A 12,500-nucleotide genomic window follows, 5' to 3' on the forward strand; every position below is an offset into this window, starting at 1 on the left:
GGAAAGCCGCAGTGAATAGGCCCAAGCGACTGTTTAGCAAAAACACAGGTCTCTGCGAAGCCGTAAGGCGAAGTATAGGGGCTGACACCTGCCCGGTGCTGGAAGGTTAAGGAGAGGGGTTAGCGTAAGCGAAGCTCTGAACTGAAGCCCCAGTAAACGGCGGCCGTAACTATAACGGTCCTAAGGTAGCGAAATTCCTTGTCGGGTAAGTTCCGACCCGCACGAAAGGTGTAACGATTTGGGCACTGTCTCAACCAGAGACTCGGTGAAATTATAGTACCTGTGAAGATGCAGGTTACCCGCGACAGGACGGAAAGACCCCGTGGAGCTTTACTGTAGCCTGATATTGAATTTTGGTACAGTTTGTACAGGATAGGCGGGAGCCATTGAAACCGGAGCGCTAGCTTCGGTGGAGGCGCTGGTGGGATACCGCCCTGACTGTATTGAAATTCTAACCTACGGGTCTTATCGACCCGGGAGACAGTGTCAGGTGGGCAGTTTGACTGGGGCGGTCGCCTCCTAAAGTGTAACGGAGGCGCCCAAAGGTTCCCTCAGAATGGTTGGAAATCATTCGTAGAGTGCAAAGGCATAAGGGAGCTTGACTGCGAGACCTACAAGTCGAGCAGGGACGAAAGTCGGGCTTAGTGATCCGGTGGTTCCGCATGGAAGGGCCATCGCTCAACGGATAAAAGCTACCCCGGGGATAACAGGCTTATCTCCCCCAAGAGTCCACATCGACGGGGAGGTTTGGCACCTCGATGTCGGCTCATCGCATCCTGGGGCTGTAGTCGGTCCCAAGGGTTGGGCTGTTCGCCCATTAAAGCGGTACGCGAGCTGGGTTCAGAACGTCGTGAGACAGTTCGGTCCCTATCCGTCGTGGGCGCAGGAAATTTGAGAGGAGCTGTCCTTAGTACGAGAGGACCGGGATGGACGCACCGCTGGTGTACCAGTTGTTCTGCCAAGGGCATAGCTGGGTAGCTATGTGCGGAAGGGATAAGTGCTGAAAGCATCTAAGCATGAAGCCCCCCTCAAGATGAGATTTCCCATAGCGTAAGCTAGTAAGATCCCTGAAAGATGATCAGGTTGATAGGTTCGAGGTGGAAGCATGGTGACATGTGGAGCTGACGAATACTAATAGATCGAGGACTTAACCATATAATATGAAGCAATGTTATCTAGTTTTGAAGGAATATACCTTCATCAGTTTGGTGATGATGGCAGAGAGGTCACACCCGTTCCCATACCGAACACGGAAGTTAAGCTCTCTAGCGCCGATGGTAGTTGGGACCTTGTCCCTGTGAGAGTAGGACGTCGCCAAGCAACTTTAAGACGAGTCAGAATGACTCGTCTTTTTTGTGTTTAATGAAATAAGCTTGTTATTAATGGCTCAAGGAATTCATTGATAACAAGCTTATTTGTTTAAAGATAAATGTATTTATCTAATATGGACTTCCGGTAAAATCGTTATTTATCATATCTTCACTTTGTTTTTTACATCGATAAGCTTAAAACGTTCGCAAACGAGCAGCATATCTTCAGAAAAACTAAGAGCAAGTTCGCTTAGTTCCTTTGTAAAAAACTGAATATGGGTATCTCTCCAGTAACTATAGGTACGATCGCCTTCGCCTTCAGCGATAGCGAATTCTTCAGTCACTTCATTCATTGGCATTATAGTTACTTCTATTGTCTTAATAATAGCTACAGGTTCATCCTGACTATTGAGTACAATACTATAATCGTTAGTTGTTGGTAGTGGTTCATTTTCTAATTCATAAAAAATATGGCCGGAGCATGTTGCGGTTTTCACACCATCAATGATTAATTGAGCGAGATAATCAGGAGAATCACCAAATTGCCAAGCTGTAACAGATTCTGGTTTTTTATTGTTTCCCCAATAAGTATCCCAATATGATTGTGCTAATGGATTCATTTGTATGTTTACCTCACTTTAGTTAAAGTTCACTTTCTTTATAAGCCCTGGGCAATTTGCCTATTTGTAATAGTTTTGTAGTCATATAAAATCTGGGTTGTTGTATTACGGATTAATACAAGTAATACGCTGAAGGAATATGGTTTATAAACTTGTTCTGTCCATTTATGACCATTTTCCCCGTAGACGCCCATATTAATAGACGAGATATTTAATTTTCGAATTGTTTCGTATGGTAATGGATATAGTTGTTATGTAGTCTATTTGTGATTTGGGCTGCAATAAAGTTAGGGTCAATGCCCGATCACCTACACGTACTTCTCTTCCATAAATATAGAAACAAGGAAGAAGTGATGTATAGCAAAGGGGTGAGAACGTTAGTTCTATCGTGGTGTAATGGGTAGACTCAATCAATTGAGGTGCTTATTTTTACTTCAGTATATGTGTATAAAGAAGAAATGCTATTACTAGGTTCGGATTTCAAATATAGCTTTTAACGTTACATATTTTAATGAAGTGTTGATTAGAAGTAAAGAATATTCTAATTATTAATATTGATCTATTATCCACTATGCCATATTGAAGTGAGTAATACTAGAGGTGAAATAGATAAAAACCGATATTCCTTGAATATCGGTTTAATAATATGTGACTTATATGAAGCTATAGCAATACGAAAAGTGTAAATACAATAGCTAACAAAATACGATAATATGCAAAAGGTTTTAAACCTATCTTTTCTAAAAGCTTCAGGAAGGTTACTACCGCTAGCATTGCTACTATAAAAGAGGTAATGAATCCTATAGCAAACATAGGAATATCATCCGCACTTAAATACTTCCAACTTTTTAATAAGTCTAAGCCTGTAGCTCCAACCATTACAGGAAGAGCAATGAGAAAAGAGAACTCAGATGCAGCCTTATAATTTACTTTCGCTAATAGACCTCCAGAAATAGTAGAGCCAGCCCTTGAGAAGCCAGGATATACTGCTAAGCATTGAAATAATCCAATTGTTAATGCTTGACGGTATGTTAAATCATCTAGTGAAAAAGCGGTTACCTCTGCTTTTTTTGCTTCTGCAAAAATCATAAGAAATGCTCCTGCTACAAGTCCGATTACGACAGTATACGGCTGGAATAAGTATGCTTTAATAACATCATGTAATAATAAGCCAACAACTACTGCTGGGAATACACCGAGAAAAACATGTAATGCATTGAATTTTTTCTCTTTCCGTAGAAGGGGTTTAATATTACATAAAGAAACAAGGCGTTTGTGATATAAAATCGCGATAGCTAAAATTGCCCCTAACTGTATGACAATTTCAAACGTTTTTGCCCTTTCTCCTTCAAAACCTAATAAATGTCCGACTAATATAAGATGGCCAGTAGAAGAGATGGGTAAAAATTCAGCTAACCCTTCTACAATGCCAAGTATGAAGGCAATGATAAGATCGCTCATAGTTTCACTCCTATAGATTAATGAATATCTACTCTTTTAAAATAGAATAGTGTTGTAATAAATCCGAAAATAGCTGTTACTGCAATGATGATATAAGAATACTCTGGTGGATAAGTCGGTTGTAATTCGTTATTTGCTATATCTAGAGTAGCGGTCCATGGGAATAGGTCTTTATGTTTTGAATTTACGATCATAAGGTTAGTCATTGTAATAATGATTGTTAATATAATAGGCGGTACATAGGTCTTCATTACAAGAGTTAGTAGTACAATAGGTGAAGACAAAAGAAAGAGAAGTCCACCACATATTAAAAATTTTACGAGAGAGCCTAAAAGTAAGGTGATACTAAACCCAGGGAAGCTACCTACTAGCCCTAATAATAAAGTTAGCGCCCAAGCAACTAAAGTTAGCATCATGATCCAAAGGAATAGAAGGATAAACTTACTTATAATAAAGTTAATACGTGATACTGGGATAGTTAGCAAGTTTTTTAATGTATCTTCCGTGTATTCGCGGGTAAATAGATAAGCGATTACAACTCCATATAAGGGGAATCCTATAATTAAAGTAGTGTATAGGTTAACTTCAGTGAACAGTTGACCAAATAAAATAGTTGGAGTAGGCTGCTTTGTCTTCAGGTGTATATAAGAAGCTACAACCACTAAAAATGGCGCGACACCTGCTCCGATAATACTAATCAAAAACATATTGGATCGTTTCAATTTTAATAGTTCTGTATAAAGAAGATTAACCAATTGCGCCACCCCCAACTAGTTTGGTGAAATAATCTTCTAGTCTATCTTCGCTCATCACAATTTTTAATACTTCAACATCATTACGAACTAACGTTCTGTTAATGTGTCCTTGCTGTCCAAAGTGAGAATAAACGCGAATATTTCCTTCATCATGTACCTCATAATCAAAAATTTGAAAATGCTTTTCTAATAGCATCGCAGCTTTATTATCATTATTTACCTGGAATTCTATGTACTTACGATTGGCTTTACGCAGTGTATCAAGAGAAACTTCTTCTAATAACCGTCCTTCATGAATAATTCCCATACGATCGACTAGTTGTTCCACCTCAGCTAATATATGACTAGAAATGAGTATCGTTATATTTCTGTCTTGAGCTAAAGATTTAATGAGTTTTCGCATTTCTTTAATACCGATTGGATCTAGTCCGTTAGTTGGTTCATCTAGTATGAGTAGTTCAGGATAATGGAGAAGAGCACGTGCAATTCCTAAGCGTTGCTTCATTCCTAAAGAGTATTTTCCTACTAATTTTTTTGTTTCGTGCTGCAAGCCTACAATTTCTAATGCTTCTTCAATTGCATTCCTTTTGTGAACTCCAATTATCTTTGCATTAATTAATAAGTTCTCTCTTGCAGTTAAGTTTTCATAAAATCCTGGGACTTCAACGATAGAACCAATTCTTCTTAAAATGTCTTTTGGATTCCGAAGTAAATCCTCACCGAATATTTCTATATTTCCACTTGTAGGTTTTATAAGACTAAGCAGCATACGGATTGTAGTTGTTTTACCAGCACCGTTACGCCCTATGAATCCATAAATCTCTCCTTGCTGTACATTTATATTTAGATTATCTACTGACTTTTGGTTCCCATAAACTTTAGTAAGGTTTGTCGTTTTTATAATTGTATTTATAGGGGGCACCTACTTTCTATAAGTTCTTAATTACATAATAAAAAGGAAGGTTTAACTGCATATTAATCATTTCTTAACTATTTCTTAAAAGTAGTGTGTTTTGGGATGGAAAAACCAAAAGTAGTTCGTTCCCAGGGAATACTGTCAACCCATATACGCCCACCATTTTTTTCAACGAGGGCTTTAGAAATAGAAAGTCCGAGGCCACTACCACCGTAAGAAGGATTTCTTGATTGTTCGCTGCGGTACATCCGCTTAAATACGTTTTGTAAATCATGTTTTGGAATACCGGGTCCCTTGTCCCAAATAAGAAGCTCATATTCTGTATTGGTTTCTAGTAGTTCGACTCCTACTATTTTCCCAGCTTTTCCGTGATGGATAGCGTTTTTTATTAGATTACCTATAATTCGTATAAGGCTAAGGTGATCTGCAATAATAGGGGAAGTAGATTCTGGTATGAGAACTTGTAGTTCAATGTTATGTTTTGATAGCTCGGGTAAAAATTCGATTAATACTTCTTTAGTAACTTCAGAAAAATCGAGTTCTTCTTCTTTTAATGGAAATTCATCAGCATCTAGCTTGGCCATATTAAAGATTTCATCGACCAGATGTTTTAAGTCATTCGATTTCTTATAAAGTATTTCAAGATATTCCTGCTTTTCTACTTCAGAAGCAGCGACATCATCTTTTAAAGCATCAATATATCCAATAATAGAAGTAAGTGGTGTCCGGATATCATGTGAGATATTAGATAAAAGTTGTTTTCTAGCTTCTTGGGATTTCCTTGCTTCGATCTGACCCTTTTCTAATGCAGTTATTAAGTCGTTTATTGAAAACACGATACTATTTAGTGAACGGTCGTTATTTGTGAATAGCCTCGTTTGTAAATTCCCTTTAAGTGCACGGCTTAATTTAGTAACCATCGATTCGTTGCTTTGAATAAAGTGAACTCTTGAAAAGAAAAGATATATTGTGATTATGATAAGAGCAATAAATAAAGATATTTTCACATGGTATCCCATATCTATATTTAAAAGTCCGCAAATGATAAGTTGTAATGAAATAAGAATGAGGATCTTATCATTTTTCAACCTTTTCACCTACAAACTTATAACCGATTCCCCATACAGTCTGAATGAATTTTGGATTGGAAGAATCGATTTCTATTTTCTTTCTAAGCTTTCTAATATGCACCATAACTGTATTATCATCTTCTATATAATTATCGTCCCATACATTCCGAAAGAGTTGTGTTTTCGTAAATACTTGCTCTGGGTTTGAAGCGAAGAATTTTAATAGTTCAAGTTCTTTTCCAGTTAAGTTGATTTCTTTTTCGTTCGTATGGACTGTGTATTTTTTAAAATCGATAGTTAGTCCTTTAAATGTTAAAGTTGTTTTCTCTTGTACGTTAGTGTTACTTCCAAGAACTAAAAAACGTCGCATAAGAGCTTTTACTCTTGCAACCACTTCGTGAATACTGAAAGGTTTCGTAATATAATCATCAGCACCTATGCTTAAGCCCAAAATTTTATCAACTTCGTGATCTTTAGCAGTTAACATTAATATAGGAATGTTGGTTGTATCTCTAAGTTTTCTACACACTTCGATACCATCTACTTTCGGCATCATAAGATCTAATATAACGAGGTTGTAGTTATTTTGGTTAAATAAGCACAACGCTTCTTCGCCATTAATTGCAGTATCTACCATATATAATTCTCGTTCTAAATATCTTTTTAATAAGTCTCGAATTTCTTTATCGTCATCTGCTATAAGAATACGTATATCTTTCATATCGTCACCTGTTTCTAATAGAATGTTATTGATATTACAACTTGATAAACAAAGGGGAATAGGGAGCGGTAATAAAAAATAAAGCAACTTTCTAATTATATACTATTAATTGTTAAAATAAGGTTGCTAGTTTAGCTGAAAAGAATCAATTGTATGAGTTCGGTAAGATGGGGGAAGCGAGTCCTTTGAAATAGAGAAGTGCCTAAATTGAATAGTATTTAGAAGAATAGATTGGTAAAAAAAAGTAGACGATGGTTTCTATTTTGATGAGATCTTTGTAGGTCCTTATCTAGAGTTAAAAGAGTGCAAAGGTACTAAATTAAATTTCTTTGGAAAAAGGTGTTGACGATTAGACTATAGAGGTGTAATATAGGACAAGTCGCCGATAGCAACAACGCAGAAAGCGACAAAAGAAATAAAAAAACTTGGTTGACATTGAAATATGAAAATGTTAACATAAGGGAGTCGCAAATGAGCGGCAAACAAGTTCTTTGAAAACTGAACGAAACAAACAACGTGAACGTCAATTTTTATTTTTAGATGCTAGACAAACTAACTTTATTGGAGAGTTTGATCCTGGCTCAGGATGAACGCTGGCGGCGTGCCTAATACATGCAAGTCGAGCGAATGGATTAAGAGCTTGCTCTTATGAAGTTAGCGGCGGACGGGTGAGTAACACGTGGGTAACCTACCCATAAGACTGGGATAACTCCGGGAAACCGGGGCTAATACCGGATAATATTTTGAACTGCATAGTTCGAAATTGAAAGGCGGCTTCGGCTGTCACTTATGGATGGACCCGCGTCGCATTAGCTAGTTGGTGAGGTAACGGCTCACCAAGGCGACGATGCGTAGCCGACCTGAGAGGGTGATCGGCCACACTGGGACTGAGACACGGCCCAGACTCCTACGGGAGGCAGCAGTAGGGAATCTTCCGCAATGGACGAAAGTCTGACGGAGCAACGCCGCGTGAGTGATGAAGGCTTTCGGGTCGTAAAACTCTGTTGTTAGGGAAGAACAAGTGCTAGTTGAATAAGCTGGCACCTTGACGGTACCTAACCAGAAAGCCACGGCTAACTACGTGCCAGCAGCCGCGGTAATACGTAGGTGGCAAGCGTTATCCGGAATTATTGGGCGTAAAGCGCGCGCAGGTGGTTTCTTAAGTCTGATGTGAAAGCCCACGGCTCAACCGTGGAGGGTCATTGGAAACTGGGAGACTTGAGTGCAGAAGAGGAAAGTGGAATTCCATGTGTAGCGGTGAAATGCGTAGAGATATGGAGGAACACCAGTGGCGAAGGCGACTTTCTGGTCTGTAACTGACACTGAGGCGCGAAAGCGTGGGGAGCAAACAGGATTAGATACCCTGGTAGTCCACGCCGTAAACGATGAGTGCTAAGTGTTAGAGGGTTTCCGCCCTTTAGTGCTGAAGTTAACGCATTAAGCACTCCGCCTGGGGAGTACGGCCGCAAGGCTGAAACTCAAAGGAATTGACGGGGGCCCGCACAAGCGGTGGAGCATGTGGTTTAATTCGAAGCAACGCGAAGAACCTTACCAGGTCTTGACATCCTCTGAAAACTCTAGAGATAGAGCTTCTCCTTCGGGAGCAGAGTGACAGGTGGTGCATGGTTGTCGTCAGCTCGTGTCGTGAGATGTTGGGTTAAGTCCCGCAACGAGCGCAACCCTTGATCTTAGTTGCCATCATTAAGTTGGGCACTCTAAGGTGACTGCCGGTGACAAACCGGAGGAAGGTGGGGATGACGTCAAATCATCATGCCCCTTATGACCTGGGCTACACACGTGCTACAATGGACGGTACAAAGAGCTGCAAGACCGCGAGGTGGAGCTAATCTCATAAAACCGTTCTCAGTTCGGATTGTAGGCTGCAACTCGCCTACATGAAGCTGGAATCGCTAGTAATCGCGGATCAGCATGCCGCGGTGAATACGTTCCCGGGCCTTGTACACACCGCCCGTCACACCACGAGAGTTTGTAACACCCGAAGTCGGTGGGGTAACCTTTATGGAGCCAGCCGCCTAAGGTGGGACAGATGATTGGGGTGAAGTCGTAACAAGGTAGCCGTATCGGAAGGTGCGGCTGGATCACCTCCTTTCTATGGAGAATTGATGAACGCAGTTCATCAATAAACGTTGACTTGTTTTGTTTCGTTCAGTTTTGAGAGAACTATCTCTCAAGTTTAAATGTATGTTCTTTGAAAACTAGATAACAGTGTAGCTCATATTTTTTTAATTTTAGTTTGGTTAAGTTAGAAAGGGCGCACGGTGGATGCCTTGACACTAGGAGTCGATGAAGGACGGGACTAACGCCGATATGCTTCGGGGAGCTGTAAGTAAGCTTTGATCCGAAGATTTCCGAATGGGGAAACCCACTATACGTAATGGTATGGTATCCTTACCTGAATACATAGGGTATGGAAGACAGACCCAGGGAACTGAAACATCTAAGTACCTGGAGGAAGAGAAAGCAAATGCGATTTCCTGAGTAGCGGCGAGCGAAACGGAATCTAGCCCAAACCAAGAGGCTTGCCTCTTGGGGTTGTAGGACATTCTATACGGAGTTACAAAGGAACGAGGTAGACGAAGCGACCTGGAAAGGTCCGTCACAGAGGGTAATAACCCCGTAGTCGAAACTTCGTTCTCTCTTGAATGTATCCTGAGTACGGCGGAACACGTGAAATTCCGTCGGAATCTGGGAGGACCATCTCCCAAGGCTAAATACTCCCTAGTGATCGATAGTGAACCAGTACCGTGAGGGAAAGGTGAAAAGCACCCCGGAAGGGGAGTGAAAGAGATCCTGAAACCGTGTGCCTACAAATAGTCAGAGCCCGTTAATGGGTGATGGCGTGCCTTTTGTAGAATGAACCGGCGAGTTACGATCCCGTGCGAGGTTAAGCTGAAGAGGCGGAGCCGCAGCGAAAGCGAGTCTGAATAGGGCGTTTAGTACGTGGTCGTAGACCCGAAACCAGGTGATCTACCCATGTCCAGGGTGAAGTTCAGGTAACACTGAATGGAGGCCCGAACCCACGCACGTTGAAAAGTGCGGGGATGAGGTGTGGGTAGCGGAGAAATTCCAATCGAACCTGGAGATAGCTGGTTCTCCCCGAAATAGCTTTAGGGCTAGCCTTAAGTGTAAGAGTCTTGGAGGTAGAGCACTGATTGAACTAGGGGTCCTCATCGGATTACCGAATTCAGTCAAACTCCGAATGCCAATGACTTATCCTTAGGAGTCAGACTGCGAGTGATAAGATCCGTAGTCAAGAGGGAAACAGCCCAGATCGCCAGCTAAGGTCCCAAAGTGTGTATTAAGTGGAAAAGGATGTGGAGTTGCTTAGACAACTAGGATGTTGGCTCAGAAGCAGCCACCATTTAAAGAGTGCGTAATAGCTCACTAGTCGAGTGACTCTGCGCCGAAAATGTACCGGGGCTAAATACACCACCGAAGCTGCGAATTGATACCAATGGTATCAGTGGTAGGGGAGCGTTCTAAGTGCAGTGAAGTCAGACCGGAAGGACTGGTGGAGCGCTTAGAAGTGAGAATGCCGGTATGAGTAGCGAAAGACGGGTGAGAATCCCGTCCACCGAATGCCTAAGGTTTCCTGAGGAAGGCTCGTCCGCTCAGGGTTAGTCAGGACCTAAGCCGAGGCCGACAGGCGTAGGCGATGGACAACAGGTTGATATTCCTGTACCACCTCTTTATCGTTTGAGCAATGGAGGGACGCAGAAGGATAGAAGAAGCGTGCGATTGGTTGTGCACGTCCAAGCAGTTAGGCTGATAAGTAGGCAAATCCGCTTATCGTGAAGGCTGAGCTGTGATGGGGAAGCTCCTTATGGAGCGAAGTCTTTGATTCCCCGCTGCCAAGAAAAGCTTCTAGCGAGATAAAAGGTGCCTGTACCGCAAACCGACACAGGTAGGCGAGGAGAGAATCCTAAGGTGTGCGAGAGAACTCTGGTTAAGGAACTCGGCAAAATGACCCCGTAACTTCGGGAGAAGGGGTGCTTTCTTAACGGAAAGCCGCAGTGAATAGGCCCAAGCGACTGTTTAGCAAAAACACAGGTCTCTGCGAAGCCGTAAGGCGAAGTATAGGGGCTGACACCTGCCCGGTGCTGGAAGGTTAAGGAGAGGGGTTAGCGTAAGCGAAGCTCTGAACTGAAGCCCCAGTAAACGGCGGCCGTAACTATAACGGTCCTAAGGTAGCGAAATTCCTTGTCGGGTAAGTTCCGACCCGCACGAAAGGTGTAACGATTTGGGCACTGTCTCAACCAGAGACTCGGTGAAATTATAGTACCTGTGAAGATGCAGGTTACCCGCGACAGGACGGAAAGACCCCGTGGAGCTTTACTGTAGCCTGATATTGAATTTTGGTACAGTTTGTACAGGATAGGCGGGAGCCATTGAAACCGGAGCGCTAGCTTCGGTGGAGGCGCTGGTGGGATACCGCCCTGACTGTATTGAAATTCTAACCTACGGGTCTTATCGACCCGGGAGACAGTGTCAGGTGGGCAGTTTGACTGGGGCGGTCGCCTCCTAAAGTGTAACGGAGGCGCCCAAAGGTTCCCTCAGAATGGTTGGAAATCATTCGTAGAGTGCAAAGGCATAAGGGAGCTTGACTGCGAGACCTACAAGTCGAGCAGGGACGAAAGTCGGGCTTAGTGATCCGGTGGTTCCGCATGGAAGGGCCATCGCTCAACGGATAAAAGCTACCCCGGGGATAACAGGCTTATCTCCCCCAAGAGTCCACATCGACGGGGAGGTTTGGCACCTCGATGTCGGCTCATCGCATCCTGGGGCTGTAGTCGGTCCCAAGGGTTGGGCTGTTCGCCCATTAAAGCGGTACGCGAGCTGGGTTCAGAACGTCGTGAGACAGTTCGGTCCCTATCCGTCGTGGGCGCAGGAAATTTGAGAGGAGCTGTCCTTAGTACGAGAGGACCGGGATGGACGCACCGCTGGTGTACCAGTTGTTCTGCCAAGGGCATAGCTGGGTAGCTATGTGCGGAAGGGATAAGTGCTGAAAGCATCTAAGCATGAAGCCCCCCTCAAGATGAGATTTCCCATAGCGTAAGCTAGTAAGATCCCTGAAAGATGATCAGGTTGATAGGTTCGAGGTGGAAGCATGGTGACATGTGGAGCTGACGAATACTAATAGATCGAGGACTTAACCATATAATATGAAGCACTGTTATCTAGTTTTGAAGGAATATACCTTCATCAGTTTGGTGATGATGGCAGAGAGGTCACACCCGTTCCCATACCGAACACGGAAGTTAAGCTCTCTAGCGCCGATGGTAGTTGGGACCTTGTCCCTGTGAGAGTAGGACGTCGCCAAGCAAAAACCTAAGTCGTTTCGACTTAGGTTTTTTTGTGTTTATTTTTATTTACCGAAGGTTAAAATCCATAAATTTAATAACCCTAAAGATGAAAAAATAATGAAATAGAAATGGTATAAAATAAAATTCGGATGATAAAGTAATATGTTTAAATATAAATAGAAGGTAAGAATTACCTTTTTATGTTAATTTAGTTGTCGAATGAACAATAATGTTTTTGATCTTATATGAAAAGATTAAGTGAAAAATAGCTATCCAGTTCTTTTTCACTTAATCTTTTTGTATTTTTAAGGGATTTTACATAA

Annotated in this window: 6 protein-coding genes, 5 rRNA genes and 1 pseudogene (1 of these 12 running past the window's edge); 5 read left to right on the forward strand and 7 right to left on the reverse strand. The window is 42.2% G+C overall.

The window, feature by feature from the left end:
* Both MKY70_RS01670 and rrf (MKY70_RS01675) read left to right on the forward strand, forming a co-directional pair.
* Window positions 1–1,155 (forward strand): 23S ribosomal RNA (locus tag MKY70_RS01670); it begins 1,767 nt to the left of the window's first position.
* A 49-nt stretch (window positions 1,156–1,204) separates the two neighbouring features.
* Window positions 1,205–1,320, forward strand: a 5S ribosomal RNA gene (rrf, locus tag MKY70_RS01675).
* A gap of 151 nt (window positions 1,321–1,471) precedes the next feature.
* Here the strand turns inward: rrf (MKY70_RS01675) and MKY70_RS01680 are convergent.
* The 7 genes and pseudogenes from MKY70_RS01680 to MKY70_RS01705 form a co-directional block, all read right to left on the reverse strand.
* Window positions 1,472–1,930, reverse strand: a complete 459-nt coding sequence (locus tag MKY70_RS01680) for an ASCH domain-containing protein (protein ID WP_341022725.1) — start codon at window positions 1,928–1,930, stop codon at window positions 1,472–1,474.
* Window positions 1,931–1,968: 38 nt separating this feature from the next.
* A pseudogene (locus MKY70_RS30730) lies at window positions 1,969–2,169 on the reverse strand (peptidase M20); the annotation flags it as partial.
* Between the two features lie 424 nt (window positions 2,170–2,593).
* Window positions 2,594–3,391 (reverse strand): undecaprenyl-diphosphate phosphatase, encoded by a 798-nt coding sequence (gene bacA, locus MKY70_RS01685; protein ID WP_044737433.1) that lies wholly within the window; start codon window positions 3,389–3,391, stop codon window positions 2,594–2,596.
* A gap of 17 nt (window positions 3,392–3,408) precedes the next feature.
* A complete protein-coding gene (locus MKY70_RS01690; RefSeq protein WP_002091688.1) occupies window positions 3,409–4,146 on the reverse strand; it encodes an ABC transporter permease in 738 nt (245 codons plus the stop codon).
* Window positions 4,139–5,068 (reverse strand): ABC transporter ATP-binding protein, encoded by a 930-nt coding sequence (locus tag MKY70_RS01695; RefSeq protein ID WP_085308706.1) that lies wholly within the window; start codon window positions 5,066–5,068, stop codon window positions 4,139–4,141. Before MKY70_RS01695 ends, MKY70_RS01690 begins: the two co-directional genes overlap by 8 nt.
* 68 nt (window positions 5,069–5,136) lie before the next feature.
* Window positions 5,137–6,150, reverse strand: a complete 1,014-nt coding sequence (locus MKY70_RS01700; protein ID WP_193666158.1) for a sensor histidine kinase — start codon at window positions 6,148–6,150, stop codon at window positions 5,137–5,139.
* Window positions 6,140–6,853, reverse strand: a complete 714-nt coding sequence (locus tag MKY70_RS01705; RefSeq protein WP_131247428.1) for a response regulator transcription factor — start codon at window positions 6,851–6,853, stop codon at window positions 6,140–6,142. The genes MKY70_RS01700 and MKY70_RS01705 overlap by 11 nt, the downstream gene beginning before the upstream one ends.
* A 558-nt stretch (window positions 6,854–7,411) precedes the next feature.
* Between MKY70_RS01705 and MKY70_RS01710 the strand changes: the two genes are divergently transcribed.
* The 3 genes from MKY70_RS01710 (at window position 7,412) to rrf (MKY70_RS01720) (ending at window position 12,196) form a co-directional block, all read left to right on the forward strand.
* Window positions 7,412–8,963: ribosomal RNA gene (locus MKY70_RS01710) — 16S ribosomal RNA — on the forward strand.
* Between the two features lie 146 nt (window positions 8,964–9,109).
* Window positions 9,110–12,031: ribosomal RNA gene (locus MKY70_RS01715) — 23S ribosomal RNA — on the forward strand.
* Between the two features lie 49 nt (window positions 12,032–12,080).
* Window positions 12,081–12,196 (forward strand): 5S ribosomal RNA (gene rrf, locus MKY70_RS01720).
* Together the 16S, 23S and 5S rRNA genes form the textbook arrangement of a ribosomal RNA operon.
* The last annotated feature ends 304 nt before the right edge of the window (window positions 12,197–12,500 follow it).

Source organism: Bacillus sp. FSL R9-9492 (assembly GCF_038007365.1).
In the GTDB taxonomy this organism is placed as follows: domain Bacteria; phylum Bacillota; class Bacilli; order Bacillales; family Bacillaceae_G; genus Bacillus_A; species Bacillus_A mycoides.